The organism is Ruminococcus sp. (genome assembly GCF_019423705.1).
Lineage (GTDB): Bacteria > Bacillota > Clostridia > Oscillospirales > Ruminococcaceae > Hominimerdicola.
In genome coordinates this window covers 46,501-68,094 of the sequence record NZ_JAHZAX010000002.1, presented here as the reverse complement: position 1 = coordinate 68,094, position 21,594 = coordinate 46,501, and the positions used below count along the sequence as shown (strand labels likewise).

The 21,594-nt window shown below is 43.7% G+C and carries 20 protein-coding genes; 9 read left to right on the top strand and 11 right to left on the bottom strand.

The window, feature by feature from the left end; all coding sequences use genetic code 11:
* Nucleotides 1-5: 5 nt before the first annotated feature.
* Together QZ371_RS01915 and QZ371_RS01910 are read right to left on the bottom strand one after the other, a co-directional pair.
* Nucleotides 6-749, bottom strand: a complete 744-nt coding sequence (locus tag QZ371_RS01915; protein WP_295208292.1) for a hypothetical protein — start codon at nt 747-749, stop codon at nt 6-8.
* A gap of 100 nt (nt 750-849) precedes the next feature.
* Nucleotides 850-2,073 carry a peptidylprolyl isomerase gene (locus tag QZ371_RS01910; protein ID WP_295208289.1) on the bottom strand — a complete coding sequence of 408 codons (1,224 nt, stop codon included), beginning with the start codon at nt 2,071-2,073 and terminating at the stop codon, nt 850-852.
* A 186-nt stretch (nt 2,074-2,259) separates the two neighbouring features.
* On the opposite strand from QZ371_RS01910, the gene QZ371_RS01905 reads away from it, so the two are divergent.
* A complete protein-coding gene (locus QZ371_RS01905; protein ID WP_295208286.1) occupies nt 2,260-3,003 on the top strand; it encodes a glycerophosphodiester phosphodiesterase family protein in 744 nt (247 codons plus the stop codon).
* Nucleotides 3,000-3,656 carry a pentapeptide repeat-containing protein gene (locus QZ371_RS01900; protein WP_295208283.1) on the top strand — a complete coding sequence of 219 codons (657 nt, stop codon included), beginning with the start codon at nt 3,000-3,002 and terminating at the stop codon, nt 3,654-3,656. Before QZ371_RS01905 ends, QZ371_RS01900 begins: the two co-directional genes overlap by 4 nt.
* Nucleotides 3,657-3,697: 41 nt before the next feature.
* On the opposite strand, the gene QZ371_RS01895 is transcribed toward QZ371_RS01900, so the two are convergent.
* The 5 genes from QZ371_RS01895 to adhE form a co-directional block, all read right to left on the bottom strand.
* Nucleotides 3,698-4,486 carry a nucleoside phosphorylase gene (locus QZ371_RS01895; RefSeq protein WP_295208280.1) on the bottom strand — a complete coding sequence of 263 codons (789 nt, stop codon included), beginning with the start codon at nt 4,484-4,486 and terminating at the stop codon, nt 3,698-3,700.
* Nucleotides 4,487-4,506: 20 nt separating this feature from the next.
* Nucleotides 4,507-5,064, bottom strand: a complete 558-nt coding sequence (locus QZ371_RS01890; RefSeq protein WP_295208277.1) for a DUF3592 domain-containing protein — start codon at nt 5,062-5,064, stop codon at nt 4,507-4,509.
* Between the two features lie 63 nt (nt 5,065-5,127).
* On the bottom strand, nt 5,128-5,967 hold the full coding sequence (nadC, locus tag QZ371_RS01885; RefSeq protein WP_295208274.1) for a carboxylating nicotinate-nucleotide diphosphorylase: 840 nt from the start codon (nt 5,965-5,967) through the stop codon (nt 5,128-5,130).
* A gap of 2 nt (nt 5,968-5,969) precedes the next feature.
* Complete coding sequence (locus QZ371_RS01880) at nt 5,970-7,463, bottom strand: FAD-binding protein (protein ID WP_295208272.1); 1,494 nt, start codon at nt 7,461-7,463, stop codon at nt 5,970-5,972.
* 262 nt (nt 7,464-7,725) lie between these two features.
* Nucleotides 7,726-10,344: a bifunctional acetaldehyde-CoA/alcohol dehydrogenase gene (gene adhE / locus QZ371_RS01875; protein WP_295208269.1), complete on the bottom strand. Its 2,619-nt coding sequence runs from the start codon at nt 10,342-10,344 to the stop codon at nt 7,726-7,728.
* Between the two features lie 527 nt (nt 10,345-10,871).
* On the opposite strand from adhE, the gene QZ371_RS01870 reads away from it, so the two are divergent.
* Entirely contained in the window at nt 10,872-11,630 is a 759-nt protein-coding gene (locus tag QZ371_RS01870) for a phosphotransferase (protein ID WP_295208266.1), read from the top strand.
* Nucleotides 11,631-11,832: 202 nt separating this feature from the next.
* Nucleotides 11,833-12,444: a hypothetical protein gene (locus QZ371_RS01865; protein ID WP_295208263.1), complete on the top strand. Its 612-nt coding sequence runs from the start codon at nt 11,833-11,835 to the stop codon at nt 12,442-12,444.
* Nucleotides 12,445-12,497: 53 nt separating this feature from the next.
* Here the strand turns inward: QZ371_RS01865 and QZ371_RS01860 are convergent, their stop codons facing one another.
* The 4 genes from QZ371_RS01860 to QZ371_RS01845 form a co-directional block, all read right to left on the bottom strand.
* Nucleotides 12,498-13,160, bottom strand: a complete 663-nt coding sequence (locus QZ371_RS01860; protein ID WP_295208260.1) for a redox-sensing transcriptional repressor Rex — start codon at nt 13,158-13,160, stop codon at nt 12,498-12,500.
* Nucleotides 13,161-13,345: 185 nt separating this feature from the next.
* Nucleotides 13,346-14,557 carry an NADP-dependent isocitrate dehydrogenase gene (locus QZ371_RS01855; protein ID WP_295208257.1) on the bottom strand — a complete coding sequence of 404 codons (1,212 nt, stop codon included), beginning with the start codon at nt 14,555-14,557 and terminating at the stop codon, nt 13,346-13,348.
* A gap of 12 nt (nt 14,558-14,569) precedes the next feature.
* Nucleotides 14,570-15,127 (bottom strand): DUF6630 family protein, encoded by a 558-nt coding sequence (locus QZ371_RS01850; protein WP_295208254.1) that lies wholly within the window; start codon nt 15,125-15,127, stop codon nt 14,570-14,572.
* 24 nt (nt 15,128-15,151) lie between these two features.
* Nucleotides 15,152-17,092 (bottom strand): aconitate hydratase, encoded by a 1,941-nt coding sequence (locus tag QZ371_RS01845; protein ID WP_295208252.1) that lies wholly within the window; start codon nt 17,090-17,092, stop codon nt 15,152-15,154.
* A gap of 256 nt (nt 17,093-17,348) precedes the next feature.
* Here QZ371_RS01845 and QZ371_RS01840 point away from each other — a divergent pair, with 256 nt between their 5' ends.
* From QZ371_RS01840 to QZ371_RS01820, 5 genes are all read left to right on the top strand, one after another.
* Nucleotides 17,349-18,332 (top strand): transglutaminase domain-containing protein, encoded by a 984-nt coding sequence (locus QZ371_RS01840; protein ID WP_295208249.1) that lies wholly within the window; start codon nt 17,349-17,351, stop codon nt 18,330-18,332.
* Nucleotides 18,333-18,343: 11 nt separating this feature from the next.
* The gene (hisA, locus tag QZ371_RS01835) at nt 18,344-19,117 is read left to right on the top strand and encodes a phosphoribosylformimino-5-aminoimidazole carboxamide ribotide isomerase (RefSeq protein ID WP_295208246.1); all 774 of its coding nucleotides are present in this window, start codon (nt 18,344-18,346) and stop codon (nt 19,115-19,117) included.
* 129 nt (nt 19,118-19,246) lie between these two features.
* Nucleotides 19,247-20,329: a D-alanine--D-alanine ligase family protein gene (locus QZ371_RS01830; RefSeq protein WP_295208243.1), complete on the top strand. Its 1,083-nt coding sequence runs from the start codon at nt 19,247-19,249 to the stop codon at nt 20,327-20,329.
* Nucleotides 20,322-21,131 (top strand): glutamate racemase, encoded by an 810-nt coding sequence (gene murI / locus QZ371_RS01825; protein ID WP_295208240.1) that lies wholly within the window; start codon nt 20,322-20,324, stop codon nt 21,129-21,131. Before QZ371_RS01830 ends, murI begins: the two co-directional genes overlap by 8 nt.
* A gap of 15 nt (nt 21,132-21,146) precedes the next feature.
* Nucleotides 21,147-21,584 carry a DUF1934 domain-containing protein gene (locus tag QZ371_RS01820; RefSeq protein ID WP_295208237.1) on the top strand — a complete coding sequence of 146 codons (438 nt, stop codon included), beginning with the start codon at nt 21,147-21,149 and terminating at the stop codon, nt 21,582-21,584.
* Nucleotides 21,585-21,594 lie beyond the last annotated feature (10 nt).

The following is a 21,594-nucleotide window of genomic DNA, read 5'->3' as shown; positions in this document are numbered from 1 at the left end:
TTCGGTCAGATATCTTCATTTATTTCATAGATTATGCTGTTGCCAGTCTTGCCCATGCGCTTGACTATCTCAAGATAAGTGAGGATATTCAGCACCATTTGCGCAAGCGATCGTGATATCTTGCAGCAAAGCGCATAATCCTTTGAAGTGAAACTTTGCGGCAGACCATCGGGCAGAAACAGCTTGAAATCCGCCACAGAATTTATGTATATCTCGTCAATAAGTTCCAGCGGTATCCTGTCGCACCGTGAAGCACCCTTCTTTTTGTCCTTTGACCAGCCGTTGAGATACTTTATCTCTTCCACTTCAAGCATACAAAGGCAAAGATGAAAGCGTGGGTTGTCAAGAGTATATTTTATCTTATAAAGCTCAGGAAAAACGTCGTAGATCTTTGCTTTCCTTGGCGACTTTCTTCGTGGTGAAAGCTCGCCCGTGTCAAGATCGAGCCAGCGCAGCCATTTCACCTGTGCCATAGGGTAGACCACAGTCACATCGCAAAATTCAAGAAAGGCTTCCAGCTTTTTAAGCAGCTTGTTGAACTGCCTTGTCTGTATCTCGATAACGCCGTTCTCTCCGACAATATCCGCAACATAACCGCCGACCCTTATTTCCTGATTTTCGCCGTGCGGTTCAAAATAGTTTTTCAAAACGGCGTGAAGCGTTTTCTCACCAAGAGTTCCAATGCCCTTGCTTTCACGCTCTTTATTTATTATTTTTTCGCAGGCTTCGTGAAATCTCAGCTTGTCCACAGTCTCACCCCAAGAAATATTATATCAGATATTGACTCGAACGTCAATAAACAGAAAAGAAAAAAGCCTGAGATATTATCCCAGGCTTTTGTGCAGTTATTTAGGTAATACTGTCAGCTGTGATCTTGTCCCACTCGTCACAATATGTGACTTCCATTTTGCCCATTCTCTCTGTGTAAAGCTTCGAGATAGACGGTGAGTCGTAAGAATAGATCATATCCTCGATATTCTGCTCGATATAGTCCATATCAACAGGCAGACGCTTGATAATGAAATAGCCGTAAGTGCTGTTTTCTGTAAGCTCAGAAGAAACTTCATTTTCTTTAAGCTTGAATGCGTCTGTTACAAGCTCTTCGGGATAGCCTGTTGTGTCCTTGTTGAAGTAATAACCTGTTGAAGGGTCTTCGAGACCAAGATCCCAGCCGTATGTTTCGATAAGCTTGTCAAAGTCCTCTCCGTCCTTAGCCTTCTGTAGAACTTCCTCAGCCACCTTCTTAGCCTTTTCCTTAGCAGCCTTTACGCCGTCGTCGTCAAGCTTTGCATAAGCGGACTGCTTAGCGCTTGCCTTATCAGAAAGCGACATACTGTCATAGCTGTCAGCTGTGCTATCGTCAAGATCGACCTGTGAATAATAGGGTATCATAACGTGGATCTCACGGCAATACTCGCTTGTATCCTTAACAATCTTTCTGAAATCTTCCTTCTTTGTGGCATACTTGCCGTCATTCTTGAAGAGAGTATCGTTGACCTTTGTGTAGATAGTTGCTGTTTCAAGCATTTTTCTGTAAAGATCCTCAGTCAGATATGCAGACTTGAGGTCTGAAAGATAAGCCTCGTCAGTCTCATAATTAGCCTTTGCATTGGCGATCTGCTCGTCGATAGTCTTTTTATCATCATCTGTGAGAGTGATATCATTTTCCTCTGCAAGCTCAGGTGCGACCATTTCCTGCTTGAGGGCTGTAATAACGTCCTCCATAAGCAGTTCAAAGCCGCCATCTGTTGACTTAATAGTGTCAAGGGTTGCGCCATAAGTCGAAGTATACTTGCTTATAGTATAGTAATAATAGTATCTAAAAGTATCGAAATCAATATCTTTTCCGTCGATAGTGCAGACGATGAAGTTGTCCGTGTCGATAGCCTTTCCGTCGATAGTGAGGGAAGCGTCGGGAACTTCGTTATCTGTTGTGCTGTCAGCAGCAGAGCTTACTGACGAATCAACAGCGCTTGAAGTAGTTGACGAACTGTCGTTATTTTTACTGCAGGAAGCCAATGAGCAGATAGCGATAGTCAAAGCTGCCACAACGGCTGAAATTCTTTTTAACATAATAATTGTCCTTTCCTTTGCAATATCATTGCATAACATAGTTATTATTATACTTTACCATTGTGATGATAGTGTGTGACAATTATTAAATTTTCTATTAACAAAATCTGCTTTGCAGGCTGTTGACAATTGCCCACGCTGAGAGTATAATAAAAGAGATAAAATTGATTTTTGTGAGGTATCATTATGAACTTTGGTAAATATATCGCCCATAGGGGCTTTCATTCAAAGGACGTTCCCGAAAATTCGCTTAAAGCTTTTGAGATTGCTGTTGAGAAAAACATTGCTGTCGAACTTGATGTTCGGCTGACAAAGGATTGTCGCATTGTGGTGTTCCACGATAAAGACCTCCAGCGTATGTGCGGCGTTGAGGGCAACATTTTTGATTACACATATGAGCAGCTTTCCGTTTTCAGACTAAAGGACAGTGATGAAAAGATACCGCTGCTTTCGGAAGTCTTGAAGCTTGTTGACGGACGTGTTCCTCTGCTTATCGAGATAAAAGACGGCGCACCATTCGGCGAACTGGAGCGCAGAGTGAACCATATGCTGAAAAAATATAACGGCGAATATGCTATCCAAAGCTTCAACCCATTCTCCATTATGTGGTTCAGATTCAATGCTCCTAAAGTTCCGAGAGGACAGCTTATTTCCACATATAAAAAGAAACTCGACCTTGAATATATCGAGCGTGTTATCTGCGCAAGTCCAATAGTTTGGCGACTTATCTCAGCGCCGAATTTTATCAGCGCCGACCTGCGTTCAATGTCCCTTGAAACTGCTTTCAAAGCCGTTGACGCCGACGCCGACCTTATCACCTGGACGGGAAGAGGCAGAGAACTCATCGAGACCGCTTCGCAGTTTTCAAAGACTGTTATCGCCGAAAGCTTCCCCGACGACTTTGACTTTTCCGATAACTGGGAGGAATGATCTTGAGAATACTTGCTCCTAACATAAAGTCCGACTTGAAAAAAGTCTACGACCTTAACGATATCAGACGTGCCGCCAAGCGCACAGACAGCGATATAAGCGGTTATCATTTCTGCGACTGCGTTCTCGAAAGCGAGGATATGTCCTATCTTTCATTTATAAACTGCACATTTGAAAACTGCGTTTTCAGCGAGTGCGATTTTGAAAAGACTTCATTTGTTGACGTGCGGTTTATATCCACAGACTTTTCAAATGCAAAAATGAACTCGGCATATTTTAGCCGCTGCGAGATACGTTCCTCAAAGCTGCTTGGCGTTGACCTTATCGACTGTGTTTTGCAAAACCTTGTGATAGAATCCTCCAACTGCTCATACGCCATTTTTGACAGCTCAAAGATATCTTCCACCTGCTTCAAAAACAGCGATTTTTCGGGTGCTGAGATCGTGTCATCATCGCTGAAAGCGTTCACCACAAGCGGCTGCAAATATGTCGGCACTTCATTTTTCAGAACAGCCCTCAGCGGCGTTGATTTTTCGGACAGCATAATAAGCGGTCTGAAAGTCTCTGACACCTTCCGTGAACTGCGCAATGCCATTTTTGCACCAAGCCAGGCGGTGGAATTATCCTTGTTGCTGGGCATAACCATAAAATAATTCAAGCCGTCAGAACCGAAATTCTGACGGCTTTTTTCTGCCTATTTTTTGTCTTCCGCAATGAGTATTCTAACAGCGTCCACCGCACATTGAATGCCTCTCGTGGTGTCGTCGCTGACAATATCCTCAAGTCCTGCCTTTGAACGCTCAACGTTCCATATGGCAGTTATTACCGCTCCGCAGCGAACGTGACGTGTTATGCCAACAGAAAATACAGCGGCACATTCCATTTCTGATGTGAGACAGCCGCATTTCAAATAAGCGTCCCAGCGATAATTTATATCATCGCTGACAGGCATACTGTCAGGCTCAACCTCGCCGTAAAAGCTGTCCTTGCTGTGCACAACGCCAACGTGATAACGCTTGCCAAGCTTATCTTCCGAAAGATTTTCCGCAGCCTTTGCCAGAGCACAAGTGACTTTGAAATCCGCAGCAGCAGGGTAGCCCTTTGGCAAATATTCGCCAGATGTGCCTTCGCCTCTCACCGCCGCAGAAGCTATGACAAGATCGCCGCCGCAAACTGAAAGATCCATTCCGCCACTTGTGCCGATACGGATAAACGTGTCAGCGCCGCACTTTACAAGCTCTTCGACTGCGATCGAAGCAGACGGTCCACCGATACCTGTCGAGCATACCGTTACCTTTTCGCCGTCAAGATAGCCTGTATAAACGTTGTACTCTCTGTTCTGCGCAACCTGCTTTGCGTCGTCCAGCAGGGCAGCGATCTTCGGCACACGTCCGGGGTCACCGGGCATTATAACATATCTGCCCACCTCATCGGGAATAGTTCTGATGTGAAACTGTCTCTCTCCGTCCATAATACTTGCCATAAAAGTTCCTCCTCTCAAAATTACTCGTTGTATGGATAATTATTTTCTTCGCACAATTCACTTTGTGCATAGCTCATATCCTGCTGCGCTTTTTTCTTTAGTCTAAAGTAAACGACAGTTATCAAAATGCCAAAAAACATAAAAACTCCACCAAGTATGCAAAATACTATGGACAATATGGAAAATGCGTCATCATCAGGGGAATAGAACTCTTTTGGCGAATCAGGGTTGCAGAAAATATTTTTGATATCGCCAATGCTGCAATTCAGATTACTTGAATATGCATTGTTATTGGATATATATTCTCTGCCGTCAACGTAATACTGATATACGGGCGAATACACCATTGTGTATCTTTTTCCACCATTATTGTCAGTAGATTCGGACTCTTTGCTCAAAATATTCGTGACAACAGCCTCGACTTCAAGGGTGCACCGCCCCTCAAGATTTTTCTGATGAACCGTAAAGCCAATGCCGACGATAAGAAAAATACCGCCGAGCAAAGTAAATAGTATGGCAACGATCAAAGCCGTCAGCTTAGTGTTACTGCCGTTGAAAGAACCGATAGAAATATACATATTTATTACCCCATTTTCTATACAAAAAGCCAATACTCAGCAAAGGGTATCGGCTTTTGTTATTTATTTCTCCATTTTCATTGATATGTCAAACGCCTTGACAGAATGTGTGATAGCGCCGATAGAAATGATATCAACGCCTGTCTCGGCGATAGCACGGATAGTCTCTGCAGTGACATTTCCCGAAGCTTCAAGCAAAGCTTTGCCGTTTGTCATTTCAACGGCTTTTGCCATATCCTCGTTCGTCATATTATCCAGCATTATTATCTCAACGCCAAGTGAAAGCGCTTCCTTGAGCTCTTCAAGGCTTCCTACCTCGACTTCGATCTTGACTGTGTGCCCCATTTTCTCTCTGAGGGCATTAACAGCACCCGTCATACTGCCGTAAGCGTCAAGGTGTGTGTCCTTAAGCATTGCGCAGTCGGAAAGATTATATCTGTGATTTCTTCCTCCGCCGACTGTAACAGCGTACTTCTGCAAAACTCTCAGACCTGGCAGGGTCTTTCTTGTGTCCGCAACAGAAGCCTTTGTGCCCTTGACAAGCTCAACGCATCTGTTTGTCGCAGTTGCTACGCCCGACATATGCTGAACGATATTCAGCGCTGTGCGTTCGCCCTTGAGCAAAGCTCTTGTTGAACCTGTTATCTTAGCGATTATATCGCCCTTCTTTACCTTTTCGCCGTCGTGGATAAGTATCTCGCACTTGACATTTTCATCAAGAAGCTGAAAAACTCTCATTGCAACGTCGATACCGCAAAGCACGCCCTCGTCCTTTGAAACGTATTTAGCCGTTGAAACGGAACTTTCGTCCACAAGATAATCTGTTGTAACGTCGATATAGTTGATATCCTCCAGCAGAGCCGCCTTGATGATATCGTCTATCTGAAACTGCATTAATCTCATTATTACTTTTCCTCCGATTTATTTTTCTTAGCTTCAAGCTTCGCAATGGCATCATTGAGCACGATATATGCGACTGTCACCAATGACTTGGCCTCAACATAGTCTCTGTCGATCTTATAATGACCATTGCAGAGCAAGTTTTTCAGCTCAGTAACTCTTTCAAGGTCTGGTGGCAGAGCCTCTTCATCAGGGATAACGAAATAAGCCCTCTGCATAATATCTCTGATCTCGGTCCTGATACCTGTCGGGATATGCGGAGCGTTCTCGTCGATAACAAAATCATACTGCTCAAGCTCACAATTTTCGCCCTTTATCTTTTCATTTATATCCCCAGCCGCTCTTCTTGAGAACACAAGAGCCTCCAGCAGGGAATTACTTGCAAGTCTGTTATTGCCGTGAACGCCCGTGTGGGAACACTCGCCGCAAGCATAAAGCTTGTCGATATTCGTTCTTGCATAGGTATCAACATTGATACCGCCCATAAGATAATGATGACAAGGGAATATCGGTATCATATCCTTAGTCATATCGTAACCGGCTTCAAGAAGCTTTTCATTTATCATAGGGAAGCGGTTCTTGACAAACTCGGGATCCTGCGCTGTGATATCAAGATAGAACTTATCCGAACCTGTCTTTTTAGCTTCAGCCATAATTGCGTGAGAAACTACGTCTCTCGGAGCAAGCTCAAGACGCTCGTCATAATTCTGCATAAAGCGCTCGCCATTGCAGTTTTTAAGAAATGCACCCTCGCCTCTGACTGACTCAGAAATAAGAAAAGTTTCACGGGTGTGCTTATTGTTAAAGCCCGTCGGGTGGAACTGAATGTAGCTGAGGTTCTTTATCTCAGCACCCAGCTCATCAGCCATAGTGATACCATCGCCCGTTGCGATAGCGGAGTTCGTTGTGTATTCGTAAACTCTGCCAATTCCGCCTGTTGCGAAAATAGCATACCTGCCGTTGTATGTACTGTAAGCGCCGTTTTCATCGAGCACAAGAACAGAAAAACCTGTCTTAGTCTTTTTGACATCGCACATTACAGCATTTTCAAGTATATCAACATTTGCAAGCTGTTGAACATTCCTCAGCAGGGTAGTCTCGATCTCAAGTCCTGTTGTATCAGCGTGGTGGAAAATACGATTCATTCCGTGGCCGCCTTCAAGTGTCCTGTGATAAGAACCATCGGGGCACTTGTCAAAATCAGCGCCTAGTTCGATAAGCCTGCCAATATCAATACAAGCTTCATCGACCAAAACCTGCGTTGACTGAGGGTCATTCTCATATCCGCCTGCAACGAAAGTATCGTGTTTGTGATACTCAGGTGAATCCTTTGGATTATCATATACGCCTGCGATTCCGCCCTGTGCGAGGGAAGAGTTGCAAAGGGTCAGCTCTCTTTTTGAGAGCACAAGAACTTTCAGATCAGATGACAGATTAAGAGCGGCGTAAAGTCCTGCCGCTCCACAGCCTGCGATAATAACGTCATAATTTTTATTCATAATAATAACCTCTTTGTCACAGCGCCAACAGCGCCTAACGTTTTGTACAAGCCTCACTCTAAAACTTATACTTATTTTATTATAACATAACAAAGCAGAAATTTCAACTATAAATTACATATATAAGCGATCAAAAATAAGAATATTTACAGCTATTGTGACAAATAAAAAAGGACTGCCTGCTCCACAAAGGGAACAGACAGTCCGGAGGTTTATTATAGATAAACTAATAAACGAATTTATCAGTAAGTCTTACCAACAATTATTTACCGTAGTAAGCCTTGAGGTACATCTCCTTGAGTTCGCTCATAAGAGGATATCTTGGGTTAGCACCTGTGCACTGATCGTCGAATGCGTCCTCAACCATCTGATCGAGTGTCTCGAGGAAGTACTTCTCGTCTACGCCGTAATCAGCGATAGTCTTCTTGATACCAACTCTTTCCTTAAGAGCTTCGATAGCGTCGATGAACTTATTGAGTGTATCTTCGTCGTTCTTGCCAACGATACCGAGTGAGTGAGCGCACTCGCAGTATCTCTCAAGAGTATGTGGATACTGATACTGTGAGAAAGTACCCATCTTTCTAGGTGTTGGATCAGCGTTGTATCTCATAACGAGTGTGATGAGAAGAGCGTTAGCAACACCGTGTGGGAGGTGATGATAAGCACCGAGCTTGTGAGCCATTGAGTGACAAACACCGAGGAATGCGTTAGCGAATGCCATACCAGCCATTGTAGAAGCTGTTGCCATTTCCTCACGAGCCTTAACGTCAGTCTGACCGTTCTCATAAGCGCCTGGGAGGTACTTGAAGATGAGCTTCATAGCTCTCAGAGCAAGACCGTCAGAGTAGTCAGTAGCCATTACAGAAGCGTAAGCCTCAAGAGCGTGTGTAAGAGCGTCGATACCGGAAGCAGAAGTCAGTCCTCTTGGAGCAGACATCATCATATCTGTATCAACGATTGCCATATTTGGCATAAGCTGATAGTCAGCAAGTGGATACTTAGTACCTGTCTTTTCGTCAGTAATAACTGCGAAAGGTGTAACCTCAGAACCAGTACCAGAAGATGTTGGGATAGCGATGAAGTATGCCTTCTCACCCATCTTAGGGAATGTGTAAACTCTCTTACGGATATCAATGAATCTCATTGCCATATCGAAGAAGTCTGCATCTGGGTGCTCATAAAGAACCCACATGATCTTACCAGCGTCCATTGCGGAACCACCACCGATAGCGATGATCGTGTCTGGCTCAAAAGCTCTGAGCTGTGCAACACCTTCAAGTGCGCAAGCAAGTGTTGGGTCTGGAGCAACATCAAAGAATGTCTCGTGGAGGATACCCATTTCATCGAGCTTATCTGTGATAGCCTTTGTATAACCATTCTTATAAAGGAACTGGTCAGTTACGATAAATGCCTTTTTCTTGCCCATTACAGTCTTCAACTCATCAAGAGCAACAGGGAGACAACCCTTCTTGAAGTATACCTTTTCAGGTGCTCTGAACCAAAGCATATTCTCTCTCCTCTCAGCAACTGTCTTAATGTTCAGAAGGTGCTTAACGCCAACGTTCTCAGATACTGAGTTACCGCCCCAAGAGCCGCAGCCAAGCGTGAGGGAAGGAGCAAAGTCAAAGTTGTAGAGGTCACCGATACCACCGAGTGAAGAAGGAGTATTAACGATAAGACGGCAAGTCTTCATTCTTGCAGCGAACTTATTGAGCTTCTCTCTCTCGTTTACGTTGTCGATCCAAAGTACAGAAGTATGACCAAGACCGCCATTGTTTACAAGGAGTGCCTCAGCAATGTCAAGAGCATCGTCGAAGTCCTTAGACTTGTACATACCAAGAATAGTTGTGAGCTTCTCGTGACCGAAAGCTTCCTCTGGAGCTGTGCTTGTAGCTTCACCGATGAGAACCTTTGTATCCTCAGGTACTTCAAATCCAGCCATCTTAGCGATAGTTACAGGACGCTGACCAACGATCTTAGCGTTGAGTGAGCCGTTGATGAGCATTGTCTTTCTGATCTTATCAGCTTCTTCATCATTGAGGAAGTAGCAGCCTCTCTTGATGAATTCCTTCTTAACTTCGTTGTAAACAGTCTTATCAGCGATAACAGTCTGCTCAGTAGCGCAGATCATACCATTATCAAATGTCTTGGAGTGAATGATAGAGTTAACTGCATTAACGATATCAGCAGAAGAATCAATGATAGCTGAAGCGTTACCGGCACCAACACCGAGAGCCGGAGTACCTGAAGAATAAGCAGCCTTGACCATTCCCGGACCACCAGTAGCAAGGATAGTGTCGGACTCTCTCATAATCATATTTGTGAGTTCGAGGGAAGGAACGTCGATCCAACCGATGATACCCTTAGGAGCGCCTGCCTCAACAGCTGCATCATAAACGATCTTAGCAGCAGCGATAGTTGACTTCTTTGCTCTTGGGTGTGGTGAGATGATGATACCGTTTCTTGTCTTGAGACAGATAAGTGTCTTAAAGATAGCGGTAGATGTTGGGTTTGTTGTAGGGATAACAGCACCGATAAGACCGATAGGCTCGTAAATCCTCATTGTGCCATATGCTTTGTTCTCTTCAAATACGCCGCAAGTCTGTACGTTCTTGTACTTGTTGTAGATGTGCTCAGCAGCATAGTTGTTCTTGATTACCTTATCTTCAACGATGCCCATACCTGTTTCTTCAACAGCCATCTTTGCAAGAGGGATTCTTGCCTTGTTTGCAGCGATAGCAGCAGCCTTGAATATCTTGTCTACCTGCTCCTGTGTGTAGGTAGCGAAGATAGCCTGTGCAGCTCTTACTTCAGCAATCTTTGCGGTCAAAGCTTCTTCTGTGTCGACAATGCCGACTGTCTTAGCTTCACTTTTTGCCATAAATAAACCTCCAATAAATTAATTATTGTTTTACTTCTTGACGTTCAGACCTATTTCTGCACGCCGCCCGATAAAACGATCCGCTTATACGGTTTTTATCTTAACTTTATTATATACGATTGTTATTTTTTTGTCAATCTTATATTTTTACAGCTTTTAATTTATTTTAGCTCGATTTATTATGCAATATACATAAATATTGAACATTGTTTTATGACAGATTAACAATCTATGACCGTCAAAGTGCACAATAAAATCTCGATAGATAAAATTTTAACAATCATATCGCACGATTAAATGTTATCGAATATGATATATAATCTAAACGAATTTAAAACAATAGTGATTATAACGAAAAAGTGCTTGACATTTTTAAATTTTGTAGTATAATATAGACATAAATAGAGAACACTAAAGAACCTCACAAAGGTTCGGTCAATTTCAACAAGTGCACGGTTGAAAACAGCTTGTTTCTCTGATGTGCAGTAAATTACATACCAAATTTTAAATAAAAGGAGATATGACTTATGAAACTTGATAACTTTATTGCTTCCAGCGACATTTATGATGTTTACGAATCAGAGGGTATGGCAGTAAGAATTTACAAGAAGCCTGAATATAAGGAGAAGTGCTTGTACGCTGCTCTTACTCACGCAAGAGTTGAAACAACTCTCGGCAATTCCTTTATTAAAATGCCTGTTCTTCACGAAGTTTCCGTTATCGACGGAAAGTGGGCTATAACAATGGACTTCATCAAGGGCAAGACTCTCCAGCAGCTTATGGATGAGAACCCTGACAAGAAGGATACTTACCTCAATCAGTTTATCGACATTCAATGCGAGATCCACGCTCAGTATATGCCTTTGCTTTCAAAGCTCAAGGATAAGATGGCAAGACAGATCAAGACTCTCGGTCAAATCGACGAGATCAAGAAGTATGAGCTTCTTACAAGACTTGACTCAATGCCAAAGCACATCAAGCTCTGCCACGGCAACTTTGAGCCTAAGAATGTTATCATCAACGACGAAGGCACATACGTTATCAACTGGGGCTCTGCTAGACAGGGTAACGCTTCCGCTGACGTTGCAAGAACATATCTGCTGTTCTGCCTTAACAATCCTGATCTTGCGGACGCATACCTTGATAAGTATTGCGTAAAGAGCGGCACATCTAAGCAGTATGTACAGGCTTGGCTGCCTATCGTTGCAGCAGCTCAGCTCATCAAGGGCAAGCCGGAAGAGAAGGATCTGCTTATGAAGTGGATCGACGTTGTACAGTACGATTAATTTCGGCATATTGTAACAAACCTGTAACTTGTTATTGTGTAAATTAACAAAATTCAATTATCCCGATTATGGCATTTCGTCATAATCGGGATAATTTGTTACAATTCTATACAATCTCTTTACATAGTAATTTCCGTATGATATAATGTAAAACTGTTGAAATGTGAAAAAAATGTTTTATGTATAAATACGGAGGTTTATTATGAAAAAGCTGATACTCGCAGCGCTTATCACCTGCACAGTTCTTTCTTTTACAGCTTGCGGAAAGACCGCTGAAAAATCAAAAACAGATGACAATGTAAATCTTGCAAATACTGACGTGACAACTGCTGACACACAGGCAACTGACGAAGTCCCCGACGCTGACGTGCAATCGCTGGCTGACGTGCAATCGCTGCCCGATAAGAGCACTCTTGAGAAGATACCTGACGAGGCCGTTGCTTCATTCGATTATGTTGTTGACGCCTGCAAAAAGCTTTATCCTCAGGCTGACAAGTCAAAAAGACTTTACGGCTATACCGGTCTTAAAACTGTAAACGATAACGAATGTTATGGCTTTGTCGTATATGACAAGGCTGACGACGTGACTATCAAGGTCGCAACTCTCGCTATTGAAACTAAGTCAGACAAGCTTTACAAGATCGACGACGAGACGGGAAGCGCCGAAGTCGTTGAAGTTCCCGACGACAGCGAAGCTTCTGCAACAGAGTCTTGGTCAGACACAGTAACAGCTTCATTCGCTGATTACTACAAGGCAAAATCAAGCAGCATTTCTTCTGTTCTTGAAACCGCCGCTGTAAAGACTATAAGATAAAAACAAAATACAAACAACCCCGATTAGCTTATCTCAAGTTCATCGGGGTCTTTTTATGCGTTATTTTCGTCATCATCAGTCGATGTAATGATATTCGTGCCATATGTAAGGGTCAGCAAGCTGTCACCAAGGTGGACGTTCTCAACAACTATATTATCATAATCAATGCTTAGGTCGTAATGTGAGAAATTCCAAAACGCCTTGATTCCAAGGCTTACAAGCTTGTCGGCGATCTCCTGAGTATTTGCTTTAGGGATACAAAGCACCGCCACAACAGGGGAGTTCTTTTCGCAGAAAGCTTCGATATCATCAGTATGGCTTATAGGTATGCTGCCAACAACTTCCCCCGTGAGCTTGGGGTTCACATCGAAAATTCCAATAAGATTGCAGCCCCTTGTTTCAAAGTTTATGTGCATTGCAATGGCCTTGCCAAGATTACCTGCGCCAATAAGAATAGTCTTGAAATGCTTGTCCACGCCCAAGATCTTGCCGATCTCACAGCGGAGATCATCAACGTGATAGCCGTAACCCTGCTGACCGAAACCGCCGAAACAGTTAAGATCCTGTCTTATCTGCGAAGCTGTAAGCTTCATTCGCTCTGATAATTCTCTTGAAGATATCCTGTCTGCGCCTTCTTTTTGGAGCTCTCCCAAAAATCTGTAATAGCGGGGAAGTCTTTTTATTACAGAAGCTGAAATAGAACCATCTTTTGACATAGTTTTAAACCAATCCTTTATATCTAATATTGTCTTTATATTCAAAACAGTTGATTGATAAATTTATAACAATCTCGAATTATATAATAGCACTAATCAATAATTTTGTCAAGTTTTTTGTCGCTGCAAAATAACAAAAACAGGCTCGAACGATCACGCCGAACCTGTTTGGATAAACATATTTATTAGCCGAGGAGCTTTTTAAGTCTCTCGTCAACAGCCTTGAGGAAGTCAACTGTGTTGACCTTCTTCTTGTTCTCAAGAGTTGATAGCAGGTAAAGGTCGCCTGTCATAACACCGTCCTCGATAGTCTCGATAGTTGCCTTTTCAAGACAATCAGCAAAGTTCATAAGCTCTGGGAGCTCGTCAAGCTCGCCCCTCTTTCTCAGAGCGCCTGTCCAAGCAAACAGAGTTGCAACAGAGTTTGTGGAAGTCTCTTCGCCCTTGAGGTGCTTATAATAGTGTCTCTGAACTGTTCCGTGAGCAGCTTCGTACTCGTAAATGCCGTCCGGTGAAACAAGAACAGAAGTCATCATAGCAAGTGAGCCGTAAGCAGTTGCCACCATATCGGACATTACGTCGCCGTCATAGTTCTTGCAAGCCCAAATATAACCACCGTTTGAACGGATAACTCTTGCAACAGCGTCGTCGATAAGTGTATAGAAATACTCGATACCGGCAGCTTCAAACTTAGCCTTGTACTCGTTATCGTAAATTTCCTGGAAGATATCCTTGAATGTGTGGTCATACTTCTTGGAGATAGTGTCCTTAGTAGCGAACCAAACGTCCTGCTTCTTATCAAGAGCAAAGTTGAAACAAGCTCTTGCAAATGAAGCGATAGAAGTTGACTTGTTGTGCTGACCCTGAATGATGCCATCGCACTCAAAGTTGTAGATAGTCTCTCTTGACTCATTGCCGTCCTTATCTGTGCAAACGAGCTCAGCCTTTGAGCCTGCTGGGCACTTCATTTCAACGTTCTTGTAAACATCGCCGTATGCGTGACGAGCGATAGTTATAGGCTTCGTCCAAGTAGGGATATAAGGTGTGATACCCTTAACAAGGATAGGTGTTCTGAAAACTGTTCCGTCAAGGATAGCTCTAATAGTGCCGTTCGGGGATTTCCACATTTCCTTGAGGTTGTATTCAGGCATTCTTGCAGCGTTAGGTGTGATAGTTGCGCACTTAACAGCAACGCCATACTTCTTTGTAGCATTTGCAGAGTCAACAGTTACCTGATCGTTAGTCTCGTTTCTGTGAACAAGACCGAGGTCATAGTATTCTGTTTTAAGGTCGATATATGGAGTAAGAAGAATATCCTTTATATCCTGCCAGATAATTCTGGTCATTTCGTCGCCGTCCATTTCAACGAGCGGTGTTTTCATCTGAATTTTTGCCATTGGTAAGACCTCCTATAAAGTAATAATGGAATATCCGTTGTTTTTAGCTATCATAGATATCTTTTCATAAACGTCAAAACTAACGATGATAAGCTCGTAGCTGTCGCTGTCAATATCTATCATACATATGCAAGCGCCTTTCAGAGCGCTGTTTAACTTATGTACAAAAGTCTCAACGTCGTCATCGTCGTCCGCCTCAAAGCCCTCTGTATATTTTTCGATCAAGCAATAATTTTTAAGCTGTGGAAGTCCCCAGAGAATGTTATCGCTATCATCTGAATAATCGACAGCGAAAAGATAGCCGTTTTCAGACAGCTCGTCCACCATACCTATCCAGCAGATATCGTCGATATCATCTTCTTCTCTGTCAGAAACAACTATGTCTCTTTGCAAATATCTTGCAGCGTTTTTCTCAGCATAGCCCCAAGGGTCGCTTGCACATTCACGAATCTTTGAAACGACTTCGCTGTCATTATCCGTGATAAGTGCGGCGATATCGGCAATGAAAGAATAATCTTTCTCTTCTGACTTATTTTCCTTTGCGCCGAATATCTTCGAGAAAATCCCCATAGGAAACCTCCATATCAAGCTTGATTATTTTGAAAGCTGTTCTCTTGTGTAGTCAAGCAGACCGCCAGCAAGAATGATATCCTTTGTTCTGCCTGTAAGCTCGCAAAGAACAGGTATCTCAGCGCCTGTTGTCTTGTTTACAACAGTAAGGTGGCTCATATCGGCCTCAACGTCTGCACGAACGTCAGCAAGAACGATCTCGTCGCCCTGATTGATCATGTCGTAATCAGCCTCATTTACAAATGTAAGCGGCAGGATACCGGCGTTGATAAGGTTAGCTCTGTGGATTCTTGCAAAGCTCTTTACAAGAACTGCCTTGATACCGAGATAGAGAGGTGCAAGCGCTGCGTGCTCTCTTGATGAGCCCTGACCATAGTTTGAACCGCCGACTATTATCGACTTGCCCATATTCTTTGCACGTCTTGGGAAGTCCTCATCGCATACAGTAAAGCAATGCTGTGAGATAGCAGGGATATTTGAACGCAGAGGAAGTATCTTTGCGCCTGCCGGCATAATGTGGTCGGTTGTGATGTTATCGCCGACCTTGAGCGATACCTGACACTCAATGCTGTCGTCAAGTGGTGAAGTCTGTGGGAAAGGCTTGATGTTTGGACCTCTGAGAACTTCAACGCTGTCCATATCTGCCTCATCAGCAGGAGCTACGACCATATTGTCGTTGATCTTGAAGTGCTCAGGAAGCTTGAACTCAGGCATTTCGCCAAGTGTTCTTGGGTCTGTCATATAGCCTGTAAGAGCTGAAACAGCAGCCATTTCCGGTGAAACGAGGTAGATCTGACCGTCCTTTGTGCCTGAACGTCCCTCAAAGTTTCTGTTGAATGTTCTGAGTGAAACACCCTTTGAGTTAGGTGACTGACCCATACCGATACAAGGGCCGCAAGCTGACTCGAGTATTCTTGCGCCTGCTGCGATCATATCAGCAAGAGCGCCGTTCTCAGCGATCATATTAAGTACCTGCTTAGAACCCGGAGCGATAGCAAGTGAAACGCTTGGGTCAACAGTTTTGCCCTTGAGGATATAAGCGACCTTCATCATATCAACATAAGAAGAGTTCGTGCAGGAACCGATACATACCTGATCGATCTTGAGCTTGCCGATCTCATTCACGCTCTTGACATTGTCAGGGGAGTGCGGACAGGCAGCAAGCGGAACGAGCTGAGAAAGATCAATGTCGATCTGCTCGTCATATACAGCGTCATCGTCAGCCTTGAGTTCGCTCCAAACGTCAGCTCTGTCCTGAGCCTTGAGGAATGCGAGAGTTGTCTCATCAGAAGGGAAGATAGATGTAGTTGCTCCGAGCTCTGCGCCCATATTTGTGATAGTTGCTCTCTCTGGGACTGTAAGTGTCTTAACGCCTTCGCCGCAGTATTCGATGACCTTGCCTACGCCGCCCTTAACAGACATTCTCTTGAGGACTTCAAGGATAACGTCCTTAGCAGATACCCAAGGTGAAAGCTTGCCTGTGAGGTTTACCTTTACGATCTTAGGATATGTGATATAGTAAGCGCCGCCGCCCATTGCAACTGCAACGTCAAGTCCGCCTGCGCCTATTGCGATCATACCGATACCGCCGCCTGTTGGTGTGTGGCTGTCAGAACCGATAAGAGTCTTGCCCGGAATGCCAAAACGTTCAAGATGAACTTGGTGACAAATTCCGTTGCCGGGACGTGAAAAATAAATTCCGTGTTTCTTGCACACCGAACCGATAAATCTGTGGTCGTCGGCATTTTCAAAGCCAGACTGAAGAGTGTTATGGTCAATATAAGCAACAGACTTTTCTGTTCTTACACGAGGCACGCCCATAGCTTCATATTCAAGATAAGCCATTGTACCTGTGGCGTCCTGCGTCAAAGTCTGGTCGATACGGATACCGATCTCCTGTCCCTTGACAAATTCGCCGTCAACAAGGTGTGCTTTAAGTATCTTTTCTGTTAAAGTAAGTCCCATTGTTACAACAATCCTTTCAATATTAACTGATATTAATATTTTATAACAAATTGCGTATTTTGTCAAGGTTAATTAATGAAAGTGAGAGTAATTTGCTCAGATATTTCCGCTAATTATGCATAATTGATGTATAAGGCGTAATAAATTATCAGAATTTAGGGCATAACACAGCTTTTTAGCCTTGTTACTTGACACAAATGACTGTATAATATATAATAAGTATCGGCAAACAACACAAGAGAGAGGAGCGGTGCTGTTGGAAAAGAGATATGCGGCCATATTGGCGGCTCTGCTGATAGTGTTCTGTGGCTGTACTGAAAGCCCTGCGGCTGATATCAGCAAGACAAATTCAAGCAGCACGGCGCAGACTTCACAGGCAGACCAGCAAGACAAATGCGTCTTTGACGGCAATGCTGTTCTTGAAGCATATAGATCAGGCGACACTTCAAAGCTTGACGAAAAGCAGCTTGCTGTGTATGAAAAAATCACGGCGGCTATTTCTGAGATAATAACGGCTGATATGAGCGATTATGAAAAAGAACTTGCTGTTCACGATTTTATAATACTTAACACCACATATGATGAAGCCGCAATAAACGCTCTCGGCGAGATAACCACCGACGCTGATAACCCTTACGGCTGTCTTATAAACGGCAAATCAGTTTGTTATGGCTATGCCACAACGTTTCAACTTTTAATGGATATGCTTGACATACCTTGCAATACGATATACGCCCACGCATTATTGGGTGACGATCATTCTTGGAATATGGTTGAGATAGGCGGACATTGGTATTATGTTGACGTCTGCTGGGACGATTCAATACCCGATTTTGACGAAAGACCTGTACGCCACAAATACTTCAACGTATCGGAAGACTTTATGGCTGAGAAGCACGACTGGGATACAGAAGATTATCCTGATACTGACAGCGTAGAATATTCATACATTTCTCAGATTGTCACGGCTGTTGACGACATTACGCAGGTTGAAGAGCTTATGGAACAAGCCTTGCTCGATATGAAAGACAGCGTTGCGGTGACATTTACAGACAGCGATATCGCCGACCTTTCGGAAGCAGACGGCATTGACAACAATTACAGCCCGAGACGAGTTAAAGGACTTAACAGCATATTCAGAGATTTTTCAAGCAGGCACAGAGATTATGCGCTTTCCTGTCAGAGGTTGCGAAACGGCGACGATATCGTGCTTGTGATATATATGAGAAAAGACAGATAGGATTGATAAAAATGAAATTCAGACCTTGCATTGACATACATAACGGAAGCGTAAAGCAGATCGTGGGAGGAAGCTTATCGGACAAAAATAATTTTGCCGTTGATAATTTCGTCTCCGATCTGGACGGGACTTATTATGGCAAGCTGTACAAGTCATACGGACTTGATGGCGGACATATAATTATCTTGAACCCTGTCGGAAGCGATTTTTACAATGCTGACCTTGAGCAGGCTTGCAAGGCGCTGAGCGCTTTTGAGGGTGGTTTGCAGATCGGCGGCGGTATCAATGCCGACAATGCAGCAGGCTTTCTTGATAAGGGCGCAAGCCACGTTATCGTTACAAGCTATGTTTTCAAAAACGGCGTAGTGAATTTTGATAACCTTGATAAGCTTGTAAAAGCGGTCGGCAAGAACAGGCTGACCATTGACCTTTCCTGCCGCAAAAGAGACGGGAAGTATTACGTTGTGACAGACCGCTGGCAGAAATTCACGGATATCGAACTAAACGAAAAAACGCTGGATATGTTTTCACATTACTGCGATGAATTTCTTATACACGCCGTTGATTCTGAGGGCAAGGCAAAGGGCATACAAGAAGATATCGCAAAGCTAATGGGCGAAAAATGCTCCATCAGCTCCACTTATGCTGGTGGGATATCGTCTTTTGGCGACCTTGAAAAGCTTTCACAGCTCGGCAAAGGCAGGATAGATTTCACCGTTGGTTCAGCCCTCGATATCTTCGGTGGCCATATGGATTTTGAAAAGGTAGCAGCCTTCGGAAGATAGGGCGTTCATTATGCAAAAAATACAATTATTCCTGCTTGATAATGCGGATTTTGTAATAAAAGAATTTGCATTCTGAATAAAAATATGTTATAATTATATGATATCAATTTCAGAAAGGACGAAATTTTTATGTCTAAGATCAGAGTTGCCGTTATTTTCGGCGGAAAATCAAATGAACACGATATTTCTGTTATCTCTGCGGCTCACGTTATAAAGAGTATTCCAAAGGATAAATATGACGTTACTTGTATAGGCATTACAAAGAAAGGTCATTGGCTCAAATATATCGGCGATGTTGAAGATATCGCAAAGAACAACTGGGAACAGCACCCCGACAACGTTCCCTGCATTTTAAGTCCTGATCCACTTGACAAGGGCTTTATCGCTTTCGGCGGTGATGGCTCTGTTCAGCGTGTGAAAGTTGACGTTGTTTTCCCTGTTCTTCACGGAAAGAACGGCGAGGACGGCACTATTCAGGGACTTTTCCAGCTTGCTGAGATACCGTTTGTCGGCTGCGATTGCATTTCATCTGCAAACTGTATGGACAAGGCTCTTACACATACTGTTCTTGACGCACACGGTATCAAGACCGCAAAGTATGTTACGATAATCATTTCCGAGCTTTCAAAGCTTAAAGAAAAGTGCGATGAAATGGAAGCAAAGCTTGGCTATCCTATGTTCGTAAAGCCTGCAAACTGCGGTTCCTCCGTTGGCGTATCAAAGGCTAAGAACAGGGAAGAGCTTGAAAAGGGTATCAAGCTTGCATTCGCTCACGACGGAAAGGTCGTTGTTGAGGAAGCAATTATCGGTATGGAATGTGAGTGCGCTGTTATGGGCAATGAAGAACCATTCGCTTCAACAGTCGGCGAAGTATGCTCTGCAAACGGCGAACTTTACGACTTTGACGCAAAGTATAACGACGCCGCTTCAAAAACAGTTATCCCTGCAAGAATGAGCGAGGAGAGCATTGAAAAGATAAGAGAGACGGCTATAAAGGCTTACAGAGCAATGGGCTGTTCAGGTCTTTCAAGAGTTGACTTCTTCCTTGAAAATGACGGCACAGTTATCCTCAATGAAATAAACACTCTGCCTGGTCATACTCCTATCAGTATGTATCCGCAGCTTATGCAGAACGCAGGAATGAGCCCTGCCGAGCAGGAAGATAAGCTTATCAGACTTGCGCTGGACAAAGCGGAGGTCGATTATGAATAACGCCGCCATAGGAGTTTTTGATTCCGGCGTAGGCGGTCTGACCTGCGTGAAAGAGCTTATAAAGTTCCTGCCGAAAGAGGATATCGTTTATCTTGGCGATACTGCAAGAGTTCCATACGGTTCAAAGAGCCGTGAAACTATTATGAGCTACGCCGAACAGGATATAGAATTTCTAAAGCAGCACAATGTTAAAATGATACTTGTTGCCTGCGGAACTGTTTCGTCTGTTCTGCCTGCAATGAAAATACAGTCGGATATTTCAATAAGCGGCGTTGTTGAGCCAGCGGTCAAGGCTGCCTGCTCCGCCACAAAAAATAACCGCATAGGTGTTATAGCCACAAGTGCCACCATAAAGAGCGGCATATACGGCAAGGCTATTAGAAGCATCAATCCTAATATAAAGGTGGTCGGCAAGGCCTGTCCTATGTTTGTGCCTCTTGTTGAAAACGGCTATACAGCCCCCGACTGCGTGCCTGCAAGATACATAGCACAAGAATATCTTGAGGTTATGAAAAAAGAAAATGTTGACACGCTGATACTTGGCTGCACCCATTATCCCCACTTGACAGAGCTTATCTCTGACATAATGGGTGAGGGCGTCACCCTTGTTTCATCGGGTGCGGAGCTTGCAAAATATGCCTTGAACACTCTTTCATACAGCGATAATACCGCCGACAGAGAGGGCGATGGAAACATTGAGCTTTACTGCACCGACAGCGTTGAGCTTTTCTCAGAGAATGTTGGACGTTTTCTTGGAAAGAATATTAACGCACAAATATCAAAATGCAGCTTGAAGCTGTAAACTGGAGGACTGTAATTGACTAACAAGGACGTTTCAATAAAACTTGTCAGCGTTCAAATAGACGGGGATATGCGTCAGGAAACTGAACTGCTTTCCGACGGAACTTATGAGAAAACTGACAAGGGATACAGGATCGCCTATGAGGAATCTGAGGCAACAGGCTTTGAGGGCAGCGTTACGACCCTTGAAACTGAGGGCAGCCGAAGGGTCACGATGAACAGAACGGGAGCGGTAAGCTCAAACCTTATCGTTGAAGACGGCATAAAGCACCATTGCGTATACGGCACACCATACGGCGATTTTACCGTCGGCGTCAATGCGACTTTCATCAATTCTGATCTTAACGATGAGGGCGGAAAGCTTGAATTTCACTATGTTATCGACGTTAATTCAAGCTATGTAGGCGATTTTGAGATAATCATAGAGATCAAAGCGGCAAATACTGTCGCATAAATAAATTTCG

Excerpts from the sequence above, each read along its gene's own strand:
- QZ371_RS01910 (WP_295208289.1), bottom strand. The coding sequence starts at position 2,073 with ATGTTAAAAAGAATTTCAGCCGTTGTGGCAGCTTTGACTATCGCTATC.
- QZ371_RS01905 (WP_295208286.1), top strand. The coding sequence starts at position 2,260 with ATGAACTTTGGTAAATATATCGCCCATAGGGGCTTTCATTCAAAGGAC.
- QZ371_RS01900 (WP_295208283.1), top strand. The coding sequence starts at position 3,000 with ATGATCTTGAGAATACTTGCTCCTAACATAAAGTCCGACTTGAAAAAA.
- QZ371_RS01895 (WP_295208280.1), bottom strand. The coding sequence starts at position 4,486 with ATGGCAAGTATTATGGACGGAGAGAGACAGTTTCACATCAGAACTATT.
- QZ371_RS01890 (WP_295208277.1), bottom strand. The coding sequence starts at position 5,064 with ATGTATATTTCTATCGGTTCTTTCAACGGCAGTAACACTAAGCTGACG.
- nadC (WP_295208274.1), bottom strand. The coding sequence starts at position 5,967 with ATGAGATTAATGCAGTTTCAGATAGACGATATCATCAAGGCGGCTCTG.
- QZ371_RS01880 (WP_295208272.1), bottom strand. The coding sequence starts at position 7,463 with ATGAATAAAAATTATGACGTTATTATCGCAGGCTGTGGAGCGGCAGGA.
- adhE (WP_295208269.1), bottom strand. The coding sequence starts at position 10,344 with ATGGCAAAAAGTGAAGCTAAGACAGTCGGCATTGTCGACACAGAAGAA.
- QZ371_RS01870 (WP_295208266.1), top strand. The coding sequence starts at position 10,872 with ATGAAACTTGATAACTTTATTGCTTCCAGCGACATTTATGATGTTTAC.
- QZ371_RS01865 (WP_295208263.1), top strand. The coding sequence starts at position 11,833 with ATGAAAAAGCTGATACTCGCAGCGCTTATCACCTGCACAGTTCTTTCT.
- QZ371_RS01860 (WP_295208260.1), bottom strand. The coding sequence starts at position 13,160 with ATGTCAAAAGATGGTTCTATTTCAGCTTCTGTAATAAAAAGACTTCCC.
- QZ371_RS01855 (WP_295208257.1), bottom strand. The coding sequence starts at position 14,557 with ATGGCAAAAATTCAGATGAAAACACCGCTCGTTGAAATGGACGGCGAC.
- QZ371_RS01850 (WP_295208254.1), bottom strand. The coding sequence starts at position 15,127 with ATGGGGATTTTCTCGAAGATATTCGGCGCAAAGGAAAATAAGTCAGAA.
- QZ371_RS01845 (WP_295208252.1), bottom strand. The coding sequence starts at position 17,092 with ATGGGACTTACTTTAACAGAAAAGATACTTAAAGCACACCTTGTTGAC.
- hisA (WP_295208246.1), top strand. The coding sequence starts at position 18,344 with ATGAAATTCAGACCTTGCATTGACATACATAACGGAAGCGTAAAGCAG.
- QZ371_RS01830 (WP_295208243.1), top strand. The coding sequence starts at position 19,247 with ATGTCTAAGATCAGAGTTGCCGTTATTTTCGGCGGAAAATCAAATGAA.
- murI (WP_295208240.1), top strand. The coding sequence starts at position 20,322 with ATGAATAACGCCGCCATAGGAGTTTTTGATTCCGGCGTAGGCGGTCTG.